Source organism: Achromobacter semiaridum (assembly GCF_053543755.1).
Genome location: NZ_JBLVOL010000015.1, coordinates 121,609 through 141,411, shown reverse-complemented (window position 1 = coordinate 141,411; position 19,803 = coordinate 121,609). Strand labels below are relative to the sequence as shown.

The 19,803-nt window shown below is 64.7% G+C and carries 18 protein-coding genes; 16 read left to right on the top strand and 2 right to left on the bottom strand.

All coding sequences use genetic code 11. The features are described 5' to 3' along the window. A partial coding sequence (locus ACNPP0_RS04930; protein WP_448705163.1) for a collagen-like triple helix repeat-containing protein occupies window positions 1-1,407 on the bottom strand: 1,407 nt, incomplete at its 3' end. Between the two features lie 375 nt (window positions 1,408-1,782). Continuing rightward, complete coding sequence (locus ACNPP0_RS04925) at window positions 1,783-3,492, bottom strand: ShlB/FhaC/HecB family hemolysin secretion/activation protein (RefSeq protein WP_332612061.1); 1,710 nt, start codon at window positions 3,490-3,492, stop codon at window positions 1,783-1,785. 489 nt (window positions 3,493-3,981) lie between these two features. Between ACNPP0_RS04925 and ACNPP0_RS04920 the strand changes: the two genes are divergently transcribed. The 16 genes from ACNPP0_RS04920 to ACNPP0_RS04845 all read left to right on the top strand — a co-directional run bounded on the left by ACNPP0_RS04920 (window position 3,982) and on the right by ACNPP0_RS04845 (window position 19,670). Beyond that, on the top strand, window positions 3,982-4,812 hold the full coding sequence (locus ACNPP0_RS04920) for an MHYT domain-containing protein (protein ID WP_332611995.1): 831 nt from the start codon (window positions 3,982-3,984) through the stop codon (window positions 4,810-4,812). Window positions 4,813-4,925: 113 nt separating this feature from the next. After that, window positions 4,926-5,105 (top strand): Flp family type IVb pilin, encoded by a 180-nt coding sequence (locus ACNPP0_RS04915; RefSeq protein WP_332611996.1) that lies wholly within the window; start codon window positions 4,926-4,928, stop codon window positions 5,103-5,105. Between the two features lie 151 nt (window positions 5,106-5,256). After that, entirely contained in the window at window positions 5,257-5,778 is a 522-nt protein-coding gene (locus ACNPP0_RS04910; protein ID WP_448705162.1) for an A24 family peptidase, read from the top strand. Beyond that, entirely contained in the window at window positions 5,745-6,185 is a 441-nt protein-coding gene (locus ACNPP0_RS04905; RefSeq protein WP_332612062.1) for a TadE/TadG family type IV pilus assembly protein, read from the top strand. The genes ACNPP0_RS04910 and ACNPP0_RS04905 overlap by 34 nt, the downstream gene beginning before the upstream one ends. A gap of 1 nt (window position 6,186) precedes the next feature. Further along, on the top strand, window positions 6,187-6,666 hold the full coding sequence (locus ACNPP0_RS04900) for a TadE/TadG family type IV pilus assembly protein (protein ID WP_448705161.1): 480 nt from the start codon (window positions 6,187-6,189) through the stop codon (window positions 6,664-6,666). Further along, window positions 6,663-7,631 (top strand): Flp pilus assembly protein CpaB, encoded by a 969-nt coding sequence (gene cpaB, locus ACNPP0_RS04895; RefSeq protein WP_448705160.1) that lies wholly within the window; start codon window positions 6,663-6,665, stop codon window positions 7,629-7,631. The genes ACNPP0_RS04900 and cpaB overlap by 4 nt, the downstream gene beginning before the upstream one ends. Before the next feature lie 64 nt (window positions 7,632-7,695). Next, window positions 7,696-9,066 carry a type II and III secretion system protein family protein gene (locus ACNPP0_RS04890; RefSeq protein WP_442880372.1) on the top strand — a complete coding sequence of 457 codons (1,371 nt, stop codon included), beginning with the start codon at window positions 7,696-7,698 and terminating at the stop codon, window positions 9,064-9,066. After that, window positions 9,063-10,403 (top strand): pilus assembly protein CpaE, encoded by a 1,341-nt coding sequence (locus tag ACNPP0_RS04885; protein ID WP_332612001.1) that lies wholly within the window; start codon window positions 9,063-9,065, stop codon window positions 10,401-10,403. The genes ACNPP0_RS04890 and ACNPP0_RS04885 overlap by 4 nt, the downstream gene beginning before the upstream one ends. A gap of 34 nt (window positions 10,404-10,437) precedes the next feature. Beyond that, window positions 10,438-11,799, top strand: coding sequence for a TadA family conjugal transfer-associated ATPase (locus tag ACNPP0_RS04880; protein ID WP_332612002.1), 1,362 nt, complete (start codon window positions 10,438-10,440; stop codon window positions 11,797-11,799). Continuing rightward, a complete protein-coding gene (locus ACNPP0_RS04875; protein ID WP_448705159.1) occupies window positions 11,799-12,722 on the top strand; it encodes a type II secretion system F family protein in 924 nt (307 codons plus the stop codon). Before ACNPP0_RS04880 ends, ACNPP0_RS04875 begins: the two co-directional genes overlap by 1 nt. 12 nt (window positions 12,723-12,734) lie before the next feature. Further along, a complete protein-coding gene (locus tag ACNPP0_RS04870; protein WP_332612004.1) occupies window positions 12,735-13,730 on the top strand; it encodes a type II secretion system F family protein in 996 nt (331 codons plus the stop codon). Next, window positions 13,730-14,668, top strand: a complete 939-nt coding sequence (locus ACNPP0_RS04865; protein ID WP_448705158.1) for a tetratricopeptide repeat protein — start codon at window positions 13,730-13,732, stop codon at window positions 14,666-14,668. The genes ACNPP0_RS04870 and ACNPP0_RS04865 overlap by 1 nt, the downstream gene beginning before the upstream one ends. Before the next feature lie 180 nt (window positions 14,669-14,848). Next, window positions 14,849-15,259 carry a DUF3613 domain-containing protein gene (locus ACNPP0_RS04860; RefSeq protein ID WP_448705165.1) on the top strand — a complete coding sequence of 137 codons (411 nt, stop codon included), beginning with the start codon at window positions 14,849-14,851 and terminating at the stop codon, window positions 15,257-15,259. Between the two features lie 50 nt (window positions 15,260-15,309). Beyond that, complete coding sequence (locus ACNPP0_RS04855) at window positions 15,310-17,412, top strand: TadG family pilus assembly protein (RefSeq protein ID WP_448705157.1); 2,103 nt, start codon at window positions 15,310-15,312, stop codon at window positions 17,410-17,412. A 49-nt stretch (window positions 17,413-17,461) separates the two neighbouring features. Next, the gene (locus ACNPP0_RS04850; RefSeq protein ID WP_448705156.1) at window positions 17,462-18,844 is read left to right on the top strand and encodes a sigma 54-interacting transcriptional regulator; all 1,383 of its coding nucleotides are present in this window, start codon (window positions 17,462-17,464) and stop codon (window positions 18,842-18,844) included. A gap of 115 nt (window positions 18,845-18,959) precedes the next feature. After that, window positions 18,960-19,670, top strand: coding sequence for a DUF2968 domain-containing protein (locus ACNPP0_RS04845; protein ID WP_448705155.1), 711 nt, complete (start codon window positions 18,960-18,962; stop codon window positions 19,668-19,670). The last annotated feature ends 133 nt before the right edge of the window (window positions 19,671-19,803 follow it).

Sequence of the window (19,803 nt, the reverse complement as noted above, 5' to 3'; positions counted from 1 at the left end):
CAAGCCACCCAGCAAACCGCCGTTGGCCGCGCCGCCCGTCGTGCCGCCCGTAGCACCGCCGACCGCACCCGTCACGCCACCCAGCAAGCTGGTCACCGGGGCCAACAGGCCGTTCACGCCGCCCGCCGCGGGCGTTCCGCCCACGCCGCCGACGCCGCCCAGGATGCCGGTGATCGGGCTGAGCAGGCCGCCCGTGCCGCCACCGGTCACGCCACCCGTCACGCCACCCAGGCCCAGTGCGCCGGTCACCGACGCCACGGCGCCGGTCGCGTTCGCCAACGTGGAGCCCAGCGGGTTCGTATTGCCCGGCGTGGCGTGGACCAGACCGCCCGCGCTGGCCACCGCCCCGCCCAGGCCCTGCAACACGCCGTTCAGGCCGGCTGTGTTACCCGGCAACGTTCCGCCCGCGCCGGCCAGCGTCCCGCCCAGGCTGGTCAGCAGGCCGGCCACCGGGGCGCCCAATTGCGTCTTGGCCCCGACTTGCTGCGTCAGGTTGGTGACCGTGCCGGCGATCGGCGCAACGTTCACGTCCAGCGCGCCGCCCACCCCGCCCAGTGCGGGTTGCAGCCCCAGCGGCAGTACGTTGTCCACAGTTTTGCCAACATTCGACAGGGCCGGCTGCAAGACGGGGCTGGACGAACCGTCCAACACGCCGCCCGTCACACCGCCCACCAGTTGCGTAACCGGGTTGAGCAAACCGCCTTGGCCGGAAAGACCCGCCGTCAAGGCGCCCACCGAGTTCGTGGCGTTGCCCAGCACTGACGTCAGCGGCCTGGGGTTGGCGGGATCCGCGTTCAGCAGGTCGCCGGCGCCCGCCACCGTCTTGCCCAAGCCGTCCACCAGGCCGCCCAGGCCGGGGCTCAAGCCACCAGGCAGGCCGGCGTTCTTGACGGTGCCGCCCAGGTCGCTGACCAGGCCGCCCACTTGGGTCGTGACGCCGTCTACGGGTGCGCCCAGCCCCGTCGTGGCCCCGACTTGCTGCGTCAGGCCGACCACGGTATTGACCACCGGTTCCACGGTGGGATCCAACGCCTTGCCCACGCCACCCAGCGTCGGGCCCAAATTCAGCGGCAGGGTGTTGTCCAGCGCGTTTCCGGTGTTGCCCAGCCCGGTTTGCAGCAAGCCTGCCGTCACCGGATTGACCGGGGGATTACCGGGGTCGGTGCCGCCGGGATTGGTGGGGTCCGTGCCGCCGGGGTTGGTGCCGCCGGGATTCGTGCCGCCGGGATTGGTGCCACCGGGATTCGTGCCGCCGGGGTTGGTTGGGATATCGATGCCGGGCAGGCCGGCGGTTTTCTTGCTACCACCGCTGCTTCCGCAAGCGGCCAGCGCGCTGACGACAGCAGCGGCCATGACGGTGGCGGTCAAAATGCGTTGAATGCGGTTGGCTTCAATCTTGGACATCATGGCGAGCTCCTCGGGGTTGGTAGATCAGGCGTTGAAACCGCCCGGTACCGCTCTACATGCATAATCCGTGCCAAGATTTTTCAAGAACGCCGATATTGCGTGGATCTGCGCCTGTGTTGGTGGAAAAAGACCTTTATTTTCAAGGCGGTATGAATAGTTCCAGGGTTTCTACCAGGCTTGGGAATTAGTCACTTTTGCGACCATAAAAAGCCTGCGAATGTTACGAATGGCCGGTTATCCGACGTTACGTTACGGGCGACGTTACGTAACGCGGTGTTGGGAACAGGCGCAAATAAGCCCGCTTTTGCCTTTGATCGCCGGGCAAAAAAAAGCGCCTGTCGGAGCAGGCGCCAAAGGGGTCGGGTATCCGGTGCGTCAGAACGCGTCGTAGAACAGCGAATAGTTGGCGTTGAAGCGCACGTCGCGGTCGTTATTGACCGTAGCGGATCCGATTGGCTTGGCCACGTTGAAATCGAACAGATAGTATTTATCGTCCGTAAAGCGCAGCCCCAGCGCTACCGAGGAAAGGTGCCGCTGGTTCAGCTCTTGCAAGCCCTTGTTGTTGTACCAGGTGCGCGCATAGTCGATCAGGGCATAAGGCTGGACGGCCGACAGGTATTCCCACCCGGTGCCAAAGCGCCGGTTGATTTCGGCGGATACGCCCACGCCCTTGTCGCCGCTTTGTTCTCCTTGCGGGTATCCCATTGCATAACGCCAGCTACCAAAAGAGATCTGCTCGGACGAGGGCAATATATTGCTGGAATATTGGGCAGCGCCCGAAAAGGTGAGGCCGAACTGGGCCGGCAGTGCGATAGTCTGTTTGGCGTTCAGGTTATAGCGGGTGAAATCCAGGTCAAGAATCGGCGTGGCGGAATAACCGTAATTGCTCGAGATGTCCTTCTTTGCCCCCGCCGCATCGAAGCCCTTCGACACGCTGGCGGTTATGTCGGTTGTTTGGATTTCCGACAACTGTATATATCGTAATTCGATATTCGCGGCGCGCACGCGGGCATCCTGCTGCAACCACAGGTCGGCATTGCGCGATTCATATCGGTCTTTGGAATTGGCGGCGTACATGCCCACCGTGCCCGTCAGCGACCGCGTGTTGCTCAGCAGGATCGGGTAACTGACCCCGATACCGATGCGGTCGTTTTTCACGCGTCGCTCAAAACCCAGATATTCGATCGCGTCGTCCTTGGGCTTGGCGTCGTAGTGGTAGCCATCCACTTTCACGGCCAGGCCGTCAGCGCCGATGGGCACGCTGATTTCGCCCATTACATATTTCACGTCGTCGGTATTGAAGGGTACCGCCGCGGTCAGTTTGACTTGTTCACCCAATGGGGTAAGGCTGCTGGCGCCCACATTGACCAAGGGCTGCATGCCGGTACCCAAGTCGGCCACGCCACCCGTCAAACTGAACGGATGCCGGGTCGCGCTCAATACCAGTTCGGTGGCACCGTCGGCGCGGCGCGGTAAATCAAGGCTGGGTGTGAATTTAACGCCCGGCACCGTGCGCATCAGATTCAACTGTCGCTCCAGCGTGGCCTGCTTAAGCGGGCGATCCTCTTTTAACGGTCCTGCCAGGGTGTCCAGGCGATCCTGGGCGTTACCGATATCGCCTTCGATGCGCACATTGCTGATGAACCCCTCGACCACGGTGACCACGACCAGGCCATTTGCAAATGTCTGGTTCTGCACGAGTGCAAACGAAAGGGGGTAGCCCTTGTCGCGATATAGCTGCGTGATTTTATCGACCTGCTGGACCAATTCCCCCAGGCTGATTTCCTTGCCGGACAAGGGGCTGAGTATTGCGGATACCTCGTCGAAGGGAATGGCATGCACGCCGCTGACATCGAAATTGCGGGGCACGATGCGTTGAGCCAGCCGCGCCTGCAATGCCAATTGCTCGGGGGTGGCCGTTTGCACGACGGGAGGTGGTTGGGTGGCGCCCGGTGGCCTTTCCAGCTGCGGGACCGAATCCACGGGGTTGCCTCGCAAAGGGCCATCCGCGCGCGCGGGAGCGCTTAGGAAGGCCGTACAGATCAGGGCGAGGGTAAGCGAACTTGCCGGGTACGTACGTCTCATTGCCAGTGTGTCTCTGTATCCGCCAACGCCGTCCCGATGAGTATTCGATATTGCGGGAATACTGAATCGATATAGGGACACAGCGTTGGTAAGAATTGCTTCAGCGTGTCGTAGGCAATATGGTGCCAGTGCACGGAGTTAACAACAAATTATTTCAGTGTGACCGATCGGGCACGACGGGATTACAACATATAGACATTCTCATGAAAGAAAATATTTAACTTTTATAAGGGTTAACTAGGGGATTGTTATTAGGTTCACCTTAGTTTTGCTGTATTCGTTACATGTCGGTGGTCAATGTGCTGCGAATATACGTGTAAACCCTGATGTGTATTAAATGTTAATAGATAAGACTATATAAACGTTTCAAAAACACATCGGTTATGAGCCACCGGGAGTCCACAAGATGGGCACGCATCACCCCAGTAATCATTGGCGCGATCAACCGATCCCGCTTCACCGTTTGCCGCTGTTTCGTCGGGGCCTTTCATGAACCCGGGCGATATTGTTCCGCTCTCGTTCAATGGCGGCCTGGTCGCCTTGTCGTTTCTGACGGCGGTACTCGGTTCGTACGTTGCCTTGCTGGCAGCGGCGGGCATCCGCACAGAAACGCAGGACGGCGACCTGCGCATCGGTTACATCATCATCGGCGCGGTGGCCATGGGCGGCGTGGGCATCTGGAGCATGCACTTCATCGGCATGCAGGCGCAGAACCTGCCTTTCGATGTCGGTTATCAGGTCGGGCTGACCATACTCAGTTTCTTCGTTGCCGCCGGGTTTTCCGGGTGGGCATTCTGGTATGTGGGGCGCGAACGCTTCACCTTTGGCCGCTGCCTGGTGGGTGGCATGGCTGCCGGCCTTGGCGTGGCGGCGATGCACTATCTGGGCATGGGCGCGATGCGCATGCCCGCGGTGCTGCTTTGGAATCTGCCCATTGTCGTTTTATCGGTGCTTATCGCCGTAATTGCGGCTTCGGCCGCGTTGTGGCTGGCGTTCAATACCCAGAACGAGTTTCAACGCGGCGGCGCGGCCATTTTGATGGCAGTGGCTGTTTGCGGCATGCATTACACCGGCGCGGCGGCCGGCACGGTTATCTGTTCAACGCCCCGCGAAGCGTCCAGCCTGCAAATCGGCGGGGTGATGCTGCCTTATATCGCGTTCGTGCTGTCGGCCGTCATGTTGCTGATCATGCGTTGGCAACTGCAACGCGCGTCCAGCCGTTTCCGCTCACGCATGGCGCAGCGTATTGACTCATTTATTGAATCGGCGCCCGTGGCCGAACCCGGCAAGGCGCCCGGCTCCACATTGGGGCCGGGCTAGCAGGGCCCGGTATGCATTCGGATTTTCATTCGAACGCGGCAAATACCGGGAATAGGGGGTCGGCACCGCAACGCGGATCGGCTCAATTATCAATCGAGTGTTAGGAGCTCGACATGAAAGCGAAACTTGCGCAGTTCTGGAACGACGAAGATGGCATCACCGCCCTGGAATACGGGTTGATCGCGGGTCTGGTGGCAGTGGCCCTCATCGCTGCCGTGGGGACGTTCACCGACGCCCTGGGCGACATGTTCACGGGGCTCGGCACCAAGCTCAATACCGCAAACGGGGGTTGACCCCCTAGCGCGCTAACGCGTACCGCTATGACCCAACGTGTCGGGCCATCGCGGTACGTGGCTTAAGGCCGAGTTTGCTTGCTTGACACGGGTTTTGCTCTTCTGGACGAGCAAGCCTGCCGTTGAATCTGCTTGATCAGAAGGTCCTGCCTTGTATCCAGGGGAAGTGCTGTGGCTGCTGTTGTTCGCATGCTGGAATGTGGTGCTGATCTACAACGATCTGCGCTATCGCCGCGTACCCAACACGTTGATCGTGGTGGGCTTCGTGGCACAGCTGCTTTGGCTTGCCGCCGCCGCGCTCGTGCCTGGATGGTCGTATCCGCCTCTCTGGACGGGATGGCTGATGTGTTGGGCAGGCTTTCTGGCCGCCATTCTTTTCTTGCCGCTTTGGGGCCGGCGCCTGATGGGCGCGGGCGATATCAAGGCGATCGCCATCCTGGGTTTGGCGATGGGGTTTGCCCCTTTGGTGCTGGTGATGGTGCTGGCAAGCCTGTTGGCCGGGCTGCACGCACTGGCGTATGTGGTGGTGGCGCGCTATTGGGCGGTGTCGCACCGGCTGCGCCAGATTCCGTATGCCATGTACCTGGGTATTGGCGCGCTCAGCGTGGTTCTTATGCCCTTGAATTCGCCTTGGTATTCGTGGTGTTCTTCCTGGTGCTCTACGGCATCCTGACCTACGGGCTGGTGTTTCTTGCTCAGAATTCCGTCACGCTGGCCGCGCAGGACGGCGCCCGCAAGGTCCTGCAATGGCAGGCGGGCACCACGTCGCTGGCGGCGCGTGCCAATGCAGGCCGCGACACCGCATTGAATATTGCGTCCTGGATGTCGTCCATGTCCGCCGCGCCGATCAAGGTTGCGGTCTGCGGCAGCGGCGGCGCCTTAAGCAGCAGCGCGGGCGGCACCTGTAGCGGTCAGCCGCTGGCCGCCGATCAAATTGAAGTGACGGTGTCGTATGCCTACGGCGCGCATCCGTTGATCCCGTCGTTTCCACTGTTGCAGACCGTGTTGATGCCGTCCACCAGTGTGCTTAGCGCGCGCGCCACGGTCCATTTGGGCAACACGCTGGGCGTGGGAGGCTGACATGGCGCTGCCACGAACCCGTTTTGCGCCACCGCGCCAACGCGGCATTGCCGCGCTTGAACTGTCGCTGACCCTGACCATGTTGCTGATCTTCATCTGCGCCGTGGTGGGCTATGGCGTGTTGTTCTGGATGCAGCAACAGCTGGCCGCCGCCGCCGGTGAGGGCGCGCGCGCCGCCGTGCACGCGCAGATCAGCGGCAGCGCCAACGTCCAGGCCGATGCCTGTTCGGCTGCCATGAGCGTTTTCTCGACCGGGTCCGCAGTGGCGTGCGCCACCACGAACGCGCCCTGCGCCTGGGCCGGATCCGGGGGCGAAGTGGCTAATTGCGCCACCGTCGCCATGACCTACAACACCCAGTCCTGGCCGCTGCTGGCCACATTGCGATCGTTCATCGTCATGCTGCCCGGCACGAACACGAACTGGGTTACCAGCAGGTTGTCGTCGACAGCCATCGTGCAGATATCGCAAGGGACACCATGAGCAGTATTAGCAAGATCATCGCGGGCGTGTTGTTGGTGGCGGGCCTGGTGCTGGCCTTCCTGGCGTGGCGCCTGGCGTCCCATTCCGGCCCGCCGCCCGCCAATCCGTCACCGGTCGCCACCGCGCCGGCGCCGGCGACCGCGCCGCAAGTGACGTTGCACGATGTGGTTGTGGCCAAGGAAGTCATTCCGGCCGGCACGCGAATCGACGCTGCAAAAATGCTGACGGTGGCGCAATGGCAGGTGGCTCTTTCCAACAGCTTCAACACCCCGGCTCCGCTGGAAGGCGCTGTTGCGCGCGTGGACATCGCGGCGGGTGACCCCATCGTTCCCAGCCTGTTGGCGCAAGGTTTGGCCAAGCAGCTCAAGCCCGGCGAACGCGCCGTGGCCATCGCGGTTGACGAAGTGGTCGGCGGCGGCAACCGCATTGCGCCCGGAGACCTGGTGGACGTGTTCTTCATGGTGGAAAAAGGCCAGGAAATTTCCGGCGGCCAGGCCCGTTTGCTGCAATCGCAGTTGCGCGTGCTGGCCTTTGGCAAAAGCTCGGTGGACGGCCCCGAAGAAAAATCGGTGCTGCAACAAGGCCCCGGGCAGCCGGCGCGTACAGCGGTGCTGGCGGTGCCGGTCGAACAGATCAACGAACTGATCCTGGCCAGCCGTGCCGGCCGTCTGCAACTGGCGTTGCGCCCGGTGGGCGATGACGCCGTGCCCGACGCCACGCTGTTCGCCAGGCGCGGCACGGTCTTGCCCACTCGCGCTGACCTGAGCCCCGCGCAGCGCGAAGCCTTGTTGACGGGTCCGAACCGCGCGTTTGCAGGCGACAGCCTGGTGCAGCTTGAAGGCGCCACGCCGGCCGCCCGGGCGCCCGCCAGCCGGGTGTCGGCACCCACGGCCGGCAGTGGCGGCGGCGGCGGCCGTACCGTTGAAATCGTGCGGGGAGACAAATCCGAGCGCGTTCGTTATTGAACTTGGCTGCGCGTGGCAGGTGCCGCCCGCGGCTGGACCATTAGAAGCAAACAGATCCAGCACAATGAAAAGATATCAGCGCACCACCATGATCTGCGTCCTGTCGGCCGCAGCGGCAATGACATACGGTGCCCCAAGCCTGGCCCAGGGCGCCGCGTCCACGGCGTCGGCGAATGCACCGGTCCGTGATATCGCGGTGGCCGTCAAGGGCCAGCAATCGCTCATGCTTGATGGCGCGGCGCCCAGCCGCATTGCCATCGGCGACCCCGAGGTGGCCGACGTGAAGATTCTTCCCCCCTCCGGCAAGCGCGCCGGCTCGCTGCTGTTGTACGGCAAAAAGGCGGGCACGACACAGTTGCAGATATGGACGGGCAGCAGCCCCACGCCGCAGATCTGGAACGTGCGCGTGGCCACGTCGGTGCAGGCGGCCCTGGCCAGCCGCGGCGTGCAGGGCGGCCCCAACGTGGATATCGCGGGCGACCACGCGGTGGTGTCCGGCCACGCCGATACCCCGCTGGCGCAGATTGCCGCGGCCAAGGCTGCCGCCGCGGCCGTGGGCGACAAGAACGTCGTGGACGTGTCCACCGCCGGTGCGGGCGGCGTCGTGCAGGTCGAGGTCAAGGTCGTGGAAGTGTCGCGGTCAGTGATGAAGCAGGCAGGCATCAATTTCGCCGCCAGCAATGGCCCCTGGGCCGGCGCCAGCGCCATATCCCCGACGGGGCTGGCCTCGCCGCTGGGGTTCACGCCGGGCGGCCCGATCGCCGCGGGCTTCTCGCTGTTCTATGACACGAACAATTTCTCGGCGCGCCTGCGCCTCTTGCAAAGCAACGGCATGGCGCGCGTGCTGGCCGAACCCACGCTGGTCGCGTTGACGGGTCAAAGCGCCAGCTTCCTGGCAGGGGGCGAACTGCCGATTCCCGAAGCGGGCGGCCTGGGCACCACCACGGTGACCTTCAAGCCATTCGGTATCGGCCTGACGGTGACCCCGACCGTGCTGTCGCGCGATCGCATCTCGTTGAAGGTGGCGCCAGAGGCCAGTGAACTGGATTACAGCAACGGCATCTCCATTGACGCCAACACCGTCATCCCCGCGCTGCGCACGCGCCGGGCGGATACCACGGTGGAATTGGGCGACGGCGAAAGCTTCGTGATCAGCGGCCTGGTGTCGCGCCAGACCAAGGCAATGGTCAACAAGGTGCCCATGCTGGGCGACCTGCCGATCATCGGCGCCTTCTTTCGCAGCGTGGATTATTCGCAAGAGGACACCGAATTGGTCATCGTCGTGACGCCGCGCCTGGTGCGCCCGATTGCGCGCGGCGTGACGCTGCCGCTGCCAGGCGGCCGTCAAGAAGCAGCAGATTCAACTTTCAATGCCTGGGGCTATTACCTGATGGGCCCGGTAGGCGGGCAGCAAATGCCGGGCTTTTCACGGTGAGTAATATGAAGACACATGCCAGCGAGTGGGTTGGCCTGCAAAACGGCAAGCGGTTCCTGTTTTGCTCAAAAGGCGATGGCGTCGCCGCGCAGCTTGGACAGGCTTTGGGAGACATGGGCATGTTGACCCAGGAATCCCCCAGCATCGAACAGTTGGCGCGGCGTTTGACCGAGATCGGACCGCAAGTGGTTTTCCTGGACTTCACCCTTAGTGAGGACGAACCGGGCAAGCTGTTCAAATCCGCCGAGCTGGCACGCTTGCTGGCGCGTATCGCGCCCACGGTGCCGCGAGTGGCGGTCGGCTTTCTTAGCCAGCCCGAAGGCGCCATCGCGGCGCTGCGTGCGGGCGTCAGCGATTTCGTGGACCCCACGGTCGCACCCGAGGAAGTCAAGGAAGTGGTGCTGCGGCTGCTAGACGTGCCGGCCGGGGGTGGCCGCATGGATGGTTCGCGGCGCAGCGTCTTGCTGCTGGGCGCGCGTCCGGGCGTGGGCACCAGCACGCTGGCCGTGCATCTGGCCGGCATGGTGCAAGACCGCTTAAAGCAGGCGCACGTTGCACGCGCCAGCGCCAACGGCGCCAAGCCCGTCAAGCCGTCCGAACAGTCGGGCGCCCTGCTGCCCCTGGCCAGCCGCGTAGCGTTGATGGACCTGGGCTGGCCGGTGGGCGATTGCCAGCTTTACCTGAATATCGGTAGCGACTTTGACTTTGCGGAAGCCGCGCGCAACCTGCGCCGGCTGGATTCCACCTTGTTGGGTTCGGCGATGGCCCATACCAACAACGGTCTGAGCGTGTTGGCGCTGCCGCGCGATCTGTCCCAGATGCGCGACGTTTCGCAATCCGACTCCCTGCTGGTGTTCGAGCGCTTGCGCCAACACTTCGGCGTGGTCGTAGCGGATGCGGGCGGGTTCACCAACCCGGAATTCGTGGCGGGCCTGGCGCGCTCGTCTCAACAGAACTGGATTGTGACGGACCAGAGCGTCGGGGCGCTGGTGTCGCTGGCCGGCCTGCTGCAAGAGCTGGAACAACTGCATGTTGACCGCCGCAGCCTGGGCCTGATCGTCAACCGCTACGACGAACGCTACGGCATGACGGCGCAGCAGATTGCCGACCGCTTCCAACTGGATCTGGTGGGCACGCTGCCGGACCGCACGCTGGCCCTGATGGTATGCACCAACCAGGGCCACCTGCTGCACGAAGAGGCCGAGCGCGATGTCTATGTGCGCGCGGTGCAGACCCTGGCGGAAAAACTCAGCGCGGAAGAAAACACCCCCGGCGGGCGGGCTAGCTGGCTGGCCACATGGCTGCCCGGCGTGCACCGCCGCATGATCGTCGGTTAACGGCAAGCGACACGGGACGGCGGCGGAATCCGACATGATCATGACAGCGACCATAGAATTCGGCGGTGACGGCGACAAGGGCTTTGTATCGTCGAACCGCTTTCAGGAAGTGAAGACGGCGGCGTACGAACACCTGCTGTCGCGCATCGAGGAACTGGGCGCGGAGTTCGGCCGCTGGGCGCGATCGGCCATCCAGGAGTTCGTCGATATCGAAGTCGCAAGCTTTGTACGCTTGCGGCGCGTGCCCATCAACGAAGGCGAAATGCGCTTGATCGCCGAGGCGCTGACCAAGGAACTGGCCGGCCTGGGGCCGCTGGAAGACCTGCTTGCCGATCCGGCCGTTGAAGACATCCTGATCAACGGCTACGACAACGTGTTCGTCTCGCGGCGCGGCGTGCTGGCGCGCGAAACGCTGCGCTTCACGGACAACCAGCATGTGCTGCGCATCGTGCGCCGCATTCTTGCGCCCATCGGCCGGCGGCTGGACGAGTCCAGCCCCATGGTGGACGCGCGCCTGCCCGATGGTGGCCGCCTGAACGTGGTGATCGAACCGTTGGCCGTGGACGGCCCGATGGTGTCGATCCGCAAGTTCCGCCAGGACCCGCTCAAGCCCGCCGATCTGCTGACACTGGGCACCTTCGACGAAGACATCTACCGGCTGCTGCACGAGGCGGTGAAGAACCGTTGCAACGTGCTGGTGTCCGGCGGCACCAGCTCGGGCAAGACCTCGCTGCTGAACGCGCTGGCGTTCTTCATACCGGAAACGGAACGCGTGGTCACCGTGGAAGACACCGCCGAACTGTCGCTGAACCATCCGCACGTGGTGCGGTTGGAGTCGCGGCAAGGCGGCTTTGACGGCAGCGGCGCGGTCAGCATCCGGGAACTGATCCGCAACAGCCTGCGCATGCGCCCCGACCGCGTGGTGGTGGGCGAAGTGCGCGGCGCGGAAGTGATGGACATGCTGCAAGCGATGAACACGGGCCACGAAGGGTCCATGGCGACCATCCACGCCAACTCGCCGCGCGAATGCCTGTACCGGATCGAAATGCTGGCGGGCTTTGCGGGGTTCCAGGGCAGCGAGGACAGCCTGCGCCGCCAGATCGCCAGCGCGCTGGACTTCATTGTGCAGATCGGCCGCCTGTCCAACGGCAAGCGGCGCGTGTTGTCCGTGACGGAGGTTACCGGCATGGGCGACAACGTCATCTCTACGCAGGAACTGTATCGCCACGAAGTCTTCACCACGCCCGAGGGCGAAGAGAAAGACCGCTGGAATTGGCTGGGCATCCACCCGCACACGCCCAAGCTGGCAAAGCTGCGCAACGAGCAGCGCGTCAACGACAACCCGTCCGGCGACAACGATGGCGGTGGCGGGGGGTTCTGGAGCCGGAGGCGCTGATGCAAGACGCTTTGATCCTGGGCGCGCTGGCGCTGGTGATGGCTTCGGGCGCGGTGCTGCTTTGGCGTCATGCCAACAGCGGCGCGCGGCGCGCGGCCAGCTCGGCGTTTCTGGAAAACCAGCTCAAGCGCGGTCGGGAAACGCCCGAAGAAGCACCGTTTGCCGAAGGCGGGCGCGCGATGCGCAGCGGCTTTTCCAGCTGGGACCGGCTGTTGTTGCTGGCGGGCGTGCGCCAAAGCCCGGGCTTTTATCTGCGCACGGCGGTGCCCGTGGTGGCGGGCGCGGTGTTGGCCTGGGTGTTCCTGGGGCCGCTGTCGGGCGTTGTGTCGTTCGTGATGCTGGCCGTGCTGATGTACTTCCTGCTGTGGCTGCGGGCCGACAAGCGCCGGCGCCGCATGATTGCGCAGCTGCCCGCCTTTCTGGACAACATCGTGCGCCTGATCACCATCGGCAACAGCATGGGCGCGGCGTTCCAGACAGCCGCCGCCACCACCGACGAACCGCTGCTGGAAGTGGTGGAAACGGCGGCTAGCCTGAGCCGGTCGGCCAAGGAACTGGACGCGGCGCTGGTGCAGGTGTCGCGCATGTATGGCCTGAAAGAGCTGTACATGGTGGCGGCCGTGGTGTCGCTGGCGATGCGCTTCGGCGGGCGCAGCGACCAGGTGCTGGAACGCATGGCCGCGTTCATGCGCGACGTGGCGCAGGCGCGCAATGAACTGACGGCAAGCTCGGCTGAAGTGCGCCTGTCGGCATGGATTCTGGCGCTGCTGCCGGTGGGGATCGCCGGCTTCATCATCGTCGCCAACAACAAGCTGTTCATGGGCCTGTGGGAAGACCCCCTGGGCTTCAAGATGCTGCTGACCGCCGTGGTGCTGCAAATAGGCGGCTGCTATTGGCTGTATCGCATGGCCAAGTCGATTTAAGGGAAGGCAACGATGCAGATGCTGCAATCCTGGGATGTCTCTACCGTGCTGGCGGCGGCGCTGATGCTGGTGGCCGCCGCGTTGCTGGTGCTGGGCGTCAGCATGGCGCGGCGCCTGCGCGGGCAGGGCCGTAGCCGGCAGGTCATTGATCAGGCGCTGGCCACGCGCCAGGGCGGTGCGGCCGCGGCGGGCGCGCCTGCCGACACGGGACGCGGCCGGTTTTCGTCGGCCGCGCGCATGGCCGACGCGTTCGGCAAGCGCCTGAGCGAAGGGCGGCTGGCCGACACCTTGCTGGCCGCCGAGGACCGCAAGATGGTCGACATGGCGGGCTATGCCAATACCGGCACGGCGCGCTCGCGTTTTGTCGCGGCACGCTTCGGGCTGGCCATCGTGCTGCCCATCGTCGCGGTGGTGTTCGACCTGCGCAAGCACCTGACCGATTCCTCGATGGGCGTGTTCATCGCCGCGTTCTTCGGCTTTGCCATCGGCTACATGTTGCCCAAGTGGGTGGTCAGCCGCCGGCTGGCGCGCCGCAAGCGCATGGCGGGCGACGAACTGCCGCTGCTGATCGACTTGCTGCGCTTGCTGCAAGGGGTGGGCTTGTCCATCGACCAGAGCATGCAGGTGCTGATCAAGGAATTTGCGCAGGTGCTGCCGGTGCTGTCGTCTGAATTGCGTCTGGCTTCAGAGCTGTATGTGCGTGGGCGGACGCGCGAGCAATCGCTGGCGCGGCTGGCTACGGGTTTCGACAACGATGATCTGTCGGCCATCTGCCGGCTGATCGCGCAGGTGGACCAGCATGGCGGCGCCGTGCAGGAACCCCTGAATCGGTTTGGCGAACGCCTGCGCGACAAGCGCCGGCTGGAATTGAAGGAGAAGGTCGGCAAGACCACCGTGAAGATGACTGGAGTGATGATCGTGACGTTGTTGCCCGCCCTGTTGATCGTGACGGGCGGCGCGGGGTTTATCGCGGTATTGCGTGGCATGTCACGCATGGGGGGCATGTAATGGCGGACGTGATCAAGAAGGGTGGGGGCGCCTTGCGGTGGACCCTGGTGGCGGCGGCCTTGGCGGCCGGCGCCGGCTTGACGGGATGCAAGACCAATAACGCGGAATCGGCGTGGCAGTTGATCCAGCAGCAACAGCAGGAACAGGCGCTGGCGCGGCAGAAGGAAGAAGACGCGGACGCCAAGCGGCGTCCCAAAGAGCCCGAGATGATGGTGTCGCTGATTGTCGAGGCGCAGCGCCAAGAGCGCTATTTCGCGTCGTTGGCGTATATCGACGCGTATCAGCAGAAGTTCGGCAACGACGCGCGGGTGGCGGTGCTGCGCGCAGAGGCCTTGCGCCAGACGGGGCAGACGGCCATGAGCGAGCAAGCGTATCGCGCGTTGCTGTCCACCGATCAGGCGGCCGATGGCTGGCACGGGTTGGGCTTGATCGCCGGGTCGCGCGGCCAGTTCGATCAAGCCGCCGACGACTTTGCGCGCGCCGCCAAGCTGTCGCCGATGGACGCGCGCATTCTGGGCGACCTGGGTTATGCACGGCTGCGTGCCGGCGACCCGGCGGGGGCGCGCGTGCCCTTGGGGCAGGCCGCTGAACTGGCGCCGGACAACGGCAAGGTGCTTGCCAATCTGGCGGTGCTGTTGCTGGTGGAAGGCGAGCCCGCGCGCGCGCAACGCCTGATGGACCAGGCCAGGCTCAGCGAGGAAGCGCGCGGACAGGTGCTGCGCATGGCCTCCGACATCCGCGTGCAGCGGCCGCCGATGCCCACAGCCACGTCCATGCCCACGTCCACATCCACTTCCACGTCGACGTCCACGTCCGCATCCGCCGCGGTGCCCGTGGCGGCCGATGCGTCCACGACTCGCGTGTCCAGCGGCGGCATTGTCCTGCCGGTGATGAGCCCGTTGATGGATGGCCTGGGCAATGGGCCCATCGTGCGCTAACCCGAATCAGGAACGATATCCATGTCCACGACCCGCTATTTCGCATCCCGCGCTGTGCCCTCGGCAGGGGCATGCACATCGGCGCTTGCCTTGCCTGCTGCATTGCCCGCTGCCTCGGCTGCTGGATTGCCTTGCGCACTGACCATCGCACTGGCGGCAGTGCTGGCCGTGCTGGCGCCCATGTCGTCTGTGGCGCAGTCGAACGTGCCCTTGACCGGTGGCATGTCGGGTGGCGCAGCGGCCACTGCGCCGGCGCAGCCCTTGCCGCAAGCGCAGCTGCCGGCTCGCCCCGTGGTGCAGCAGGTGCAAAGCCCCATGCCGCAGCCGGGCACGGCGCCGACGGCCCAGGCGACATCCACTACCCAAGGCGCTTCCAGCGCCCAGGCAGCGCAGACGGCGGCGCCCGAGGAAGCGTTTGGCGACGTCACCCGTGGCCTGCTGGCCGCGCAGGCCGATGGCCGCCGCGCCGGCAATGCCTTGCCCGTGTTGGGGCCGGTATCCACGGCCGCATGGAATCGATATCTGGAAAGTTTCTCGCACCCCATCCCGGATTATTTCCAGAAGCGCGTCGAAACCAAGAACACCAACTGACCCGCGCCCACTTCGTTGCCAGCTGATGGCGACTTCAGGATTGCCCGATCATGCCAGCCCCAGCCCAACCCTTTTGTCGTGTGTCCCTGGCGCGCCAGCGCGGCAGCATGGCCGTGGCCGTGGTGTTCGCGGTGCTGGTCGGCGTGGCGATGCTGGGCGTGGCGCAGCTGGGCTATGGCTACTACATGAAGCGCGAGATTCAGAAGGCGGCGGACCTGGCCGCCCTGACGGCGGTGCAGGTGCTGGGCATGGGTTCGGCGGCCGACTGCACGCGCGCCACCTCGGCCGGCAAGGCATCGGCGTTGGCGAACGTGCCTAACATCTTCGACACCTTCACGGCCGCCGACATCACGGTGCAGTGCAAGCTGTGGGATTCCACGCGTGCCGACGCCTCGGGCATGCATGTTTTCGACCCGGCCGGCGGACAGGCGCTGAACGCGGTGCGCCTGACTATCCGCAAGGAACTGGCCAGCCTGTTCGGCACCTTGGGCTTGAGCACCACCGTCTCGGTGAATGCGGTGGCGACCAATACCCAGCCCGTTGCCGCCTTCATGGTGGGTTCGCGCCTGTTGCGCCTGCAACGCGGCGGCCTGCTGTCGCAACTGTTGTCGACGGTAGGCGCCACGCCCGCGCAGCTGGATGTGTTGGATGCGGCCGGGCTGGCCAGCGTCAACATCACGCCCGCGGGCTTGCTCAAGGCGCTGGGCCTGCCGCTGTCCGTGGCCACGGGCGTGGGCACGCCGGCTGAATTGGCGGCCGTCAACAACCTGACGCTGGGCCAATTGCTGCAAGCCACCCTTACCGTGGTCAACCAAAGCGGCACGGCGGGCGCCAATGTGGGCCTGGTCAGCAACGCCATCAACACGGTGCTGGCGGTGATGCCGCTGAACCTGCCGGTGAAACTGTTCGGCAATGGCGGCGTGTTGAACCTGTCGGTGGTGGGCGGGGACGCGACCGGCGCGCTGTCGGCGAACGTCAACGCGCTGAACGTGCTGGAAACCGCGCTGGTCGTGGCCAACGGCCAAAACCTGATCAACCTGGGCTTGAGCGTGCCGCTGTTGGGCGTGGACGCCCGGGTGCGCGTGGTCGAGCCGCCCACCCTGGCCGTTGGCGGTATCGGCACGCAGGCCACCAGCGCGGGCATCCGCGTTTACCTGCGCGTCAGCACCAGCAACATTCCGCTGGTGGGACCGCTGCTGGCGAACACGCTGGGCACTCGCGTCGACCTGCCCATCATCATCGATGTGGCACAGTCCACCGGTACGCTGACCAACCTGTGCCAGGCACCGCTGACCCAGCATCAGGCCACCATCGCGGTGACCTCGTCGCTGGCGAATATCTGCCTGGGGCGTTTCCCGGGCATGACGTCCAGCACCGACCAGAACGCCGCCAATTTCGTATCACTGACCAACAGCTGCCAGCCCGGCGCGTTTGCGGCCATCCAACGCCATCAAGTGTTGAACGTGCTGGGCATCCTGCCGTTGACGGCCAAGGTGACCTTGCCCGTCTTCAATTCCGCCGCGCCGGTGTCGGTAACGCTGACCGAGCCGCCCGGCACGCCCTCCACGCAAACGGTCACCGCCACGTCGGTGAACCTGGGTGCACTGGCCTCGAACCTGTCCGACGCCGTCATCGGCGGCATTCTGGGCGACCTGTACAGCACGGGAACGCCCTTGTCCGCCGCGGACCGCACGGCGCTGGCCACCAGCCTGGTCGGCGGGGGCGGCAGCAGCGCGGGCAAGTCGATTACGCAGGTCTACAACGACATGCAGTGGTCCTCCACCGCGCTCAACCAGCTAAGCACCCGGCTGACCACGGGCGGGCTGACGGGCGTGCTGGGCGGCACGCTGCAACTGGTTGGCAACCTGCTGACCTCGTTGCTGGTGGCGCCCCTTAATGACGTGGTGTGCGCGCTGGGGCTCACCCCCAGCGCCATCCGCACGTGCCGGATCAATTCGGTGGCCGCGCAGGCGCTTAGTGGAAGTTCGCAGGTGGGCGGCGTGCTGTCCATCGTGGTGAACCTCTTGCAGCCGGCGCTGACCCCCTTGTCAGCCGCGCTGCAACAGCTGCTGGACTTGCTGGGTGTCAGCGTGGGCCAGACCGATGTTTCGCTGCTGTCCGTCGATTGCGGGCAGCCCCGCCTGGTGTACTGATGAAGATGCCTTTGATCGCTGCTAAATCCTTGTCGGCAGGGTTGCTGCCATGACTCAGAAATTCGCCCGCGATGAGTTCGATCTTTACGTCTGGGAAGGCACGTCCGACATCGCCAGCCGCGCCGAGCGCTGCCTGGCGGGCATGGACGTGACGCTGGTGCGCGCGGACGCGGGCACCGCCTTCCCGCCGCCGCGCGACCCGGGCCGCCCGGCCGTCGCGCTGGTGTCGGTGTCGGTCATGGGCGACAACCGATTCAGCGGCTATGACTGGCTGTCGGCGCAGGCCATGCCGGTGATCTGGGTGTCCGCCGAAGCGCGCGGACGCGATCCCCGCTATTACCCGCCCGAATATTCCTACACCTTGCCGCTGTCATTCACCACGGCCGACCTGCGCAAGCTGCTGTATGAATTGCTGGGCACGCTGGAGCAGTTCAGCCGGTCGGCGCCCAAGCGCGAGCAGCCCCTGATTGCGGTGTCCGACCCCATGCGCGCGCTGCTGGCCGAAGCCGAGATGTTTGCCGATTGCCGCAGCAATGCCTTGATTCACGGCGAAACCGGCGTCGGCAAGGAACGCATCGCGCGCCTGCTGCATGACCGCGCGGCCTGGTCCGACGGCCCCTTCGTGGCGGTCAACTGCGGCGCCATCCCGGAAGGCTTGTTCGAGGCGCATTTCTTTGGACATGCCAAGGGCGCCTTCACGGGCGCCGTGGGCGCCCACAAAGGCTATTTCGAACAAGCCAACGGCGGCACGCTGTTCCTGGATGAAATCGGCGACCTGCCGCTATACCAACAGGTGAAACTGCTGCGCGTGCTGGAGCAAAGCGCGGTGACCCGGCTGGGTTCCAGCGTGGAAATTCCGGTGGATTTCCGCCTGGTCGCGGCAACCAACAAAGACCTGCGTGTGCTGGTGGGGCAAGACGAATTCCGGGCCGACCTCTATTACCGGCTGGCCGTGATCGAACTGCGAATTCCGAATCTTGAACAGCGGGGCGGCGAAGAAAAAATCGCCATATTCCGCGCGCTGCTGGGTCGGCTGGGCTGCGAGGGCGAGCCCCCGGAATGGCTGTTGGACCGTGTGGCGCGCACGCGCTACGCCGGCAACGTGCGCGAACTGTCCAATGTGGCCGAACGCGTGGCCATCATGCGCCGGCAGTTCGGCGCCTGGGATGAATCGCGCATTGCGCGCATCTTTGACCAGATCGCCGAACCCCTGCGCGCCGGCAGCACGCTGTGCGAGCCACCGGTATTCACCGACGCCGAGCGCGCCGAACGTGCCCGCATCCTGGCGGCGCTGGACGTCAACGGCTGGCGTCGGCAAGACACGGCGAACACGCTGGGTATCAGCCGCAAAGTGCTATGGGAAAAAATGCGCAAGCTGCATCTGGGAGGCGGGCAGGGCGAAACGGCGGAAGGCGTCGTGGAGGCCTCCTGATCCTGCAATTGGGGAAGCCCCTAGGGGGCGACAAATCGCCCGCGGCCTATGTAAGCGGATTAACCGTGAGCGAAATAAATTGCTATAGTTCCGCAACGATTTTTTTGGGGAAGGCATGAACGTCCAATTTATCCGTGCCGCCACACGCATGGCGCTGTTAGGCACGGCGTTGTCCGGCCTGGCGGCGTGCGCCAGCGCTCAATCCGAAGCGCCACGGCCCACGGTTAAGCAGGTCGAAGATACCAAGGCGGCGGACGCCCCGGTAACCCCGCCCGTGGCCCCGCCCGCTGCGCCCGCCCGGCCTGCGTCCACGGTGGCCGAACTGCAAGGCCTGATCCAGGCGCGCCAGGTGTCCGAGCTGCGCACGGCCTACAACGGCACGTACGGCGCCAGCCTGCTGTTCAAGCCCGACGACCTGACCTATTACGTGGCCCTGTTCCAGCAGAAGGACTTTTGGCGCGTCCTGAAGACGTTGTCTGAAAAACAGGCTGAATCCACCTACCGCGCGTTCGCCGCACAATCGGCGGACCTGGCTGAAGTGGACATCAAGCGCATCAAGCTGCAAGCCGAATACGCGCATGCCGAAAAGCTGCTGGCCAGCCGTAATGAGCAACTCAGCACGCTGCAAGCCGACCGCACGCTGCGCATGCAGCAGGAACAGCAAGTGGCGGCGCGCCAGGAACAGTCGCGCCAGGAAGCCACGGCGCTGGCCGACCAGCAAAAGGACGTGCGCCAGCAACTGCGTGATTTGCAGCGCCAGATCGATGCGCTTCAGGCCCAGCAAGCCCAGATTGACGCGGGCCCCGGCGCCAAGCGGGGCAAGTAAGCAAGGTCTCTTGCCAAGACGGGCCCACGGGCCCGTTTTTCTTGGCCCGGGGATAATGCCCCCGCGCGTTTCAGGGGATAGTGGGGCGGCCGGCCGGATACTTGTATTCTTGCCGCAGACCCCCATATGGCAA

What these genes read in the sequence shown, in the direction of transcription:
- ACNPP0_RS04925 (WP_332612061.1), bottom strand. Translation starts at nt 3,492, where the DNA reads ATGAGACGTACGTACCCGGCAAGTTCGCTTACCCTCGCCCTGATCTGT.
- ACNPP0_RS04920 (WP_332611995.1), top strand. Translation starts at nt 3,982, where the DNA reads ATGAACCCGGGCGATATTGTTCCGCTCTCGTTCAATGGCGGCCTGGTC.
- ACNPP0_RS04915 (WP_332611996.1), top strand. Translation starts at nt 4,926, where the DNA reads ATGAAAGCGAAACTTGCGCAGTTCTGGAACGACGAAGATGGCATCACC.
- ACNPP0_RS04900 (WP_448705161.1), top strand. Translation starts at nt 6,187, where the DNA reads ATGGCGCTGCCACGAACCCGTTTTGCGCCACCGCGCCAACGCGGCATT.
- cpaB (WP_448705160.1), top strand. Translation starts at nt 6,663, where the DNA reads ATGAGCAGTATTAGCAAGATCATCGCGGGCGTGTTGTTGGTGGCGGGC.
- ACNPP0_RS04890 (WP_442880372.1), top strand. Translation starts at nt 7,696, where the DNA reads ATGAAAAGATATCAGCGCACCACCATGATCTGCGTCCTGTCGGCCGCA.
- ACNPP0_RS04880 (WP_332612002.1), top strand. Translation starts at nt 10,438, where the DNA reads ATGATCATGACAGCGACCATAGAATTCGGCGGTGACGGCGACAAGGGC.
- ACNPP0_RS04875 (WP_448705159.1), top strand. Translation starts at nt 11,799, where the DNA reads ATGCAAGACGCTTTGATCCTGGGCGCGCTGGCGCTGGTGATGGCTTCG.
- ACNPP0_RS04870 (WP_332612004.1), top strand. Translation starts at nt 12,735, where the DNA reads ATGCAGATGCTGCAATCCTGGGATGTCTCTACCGTGCTGGCGGCGGCG.
- ACNPP0_RS04865 (WP_448705158.1), top strand. Translation starts at nt 13,730, where the DNA reads ATGGCGGACGTGATCAAGAAGGGTGGGGGCGCCTTGCGGTGGACCCTG.
- ACNPP0_RS04860 (WP_448705165.1), top strand. Translation starts at nt 14,849, where the DNA reads ATGTCGTCTGTGGCGCAGTCGAACGTGCCCTTGACCGGTGGCATGTCG.
- ACNPP0_RS04855 (WP_448705157.1), top strand. Translation starts at nt 15,310, where the DNA reads ATGCCAGCCCCAGCCCAACCCTTTTGTCGTGTGTCCCTGGCGCGCCAG.
- ACNPP0_RS04850 (WP_448705156.1), top strand. Translation starts at nt 17,462, where the DNA reads ATGACTCAGAAATTCGCCCGCGATGAGTTCGATCTTTACGTCTGGGAA.
- ACNPP0_RS04845 (WP_448705155.1), top strand. Translation starts at nt 18,960, where the DNA reads ATGAACGTCCAATTTATCCGTGCCGCCACACGCATGGCGCTGTTAGGC.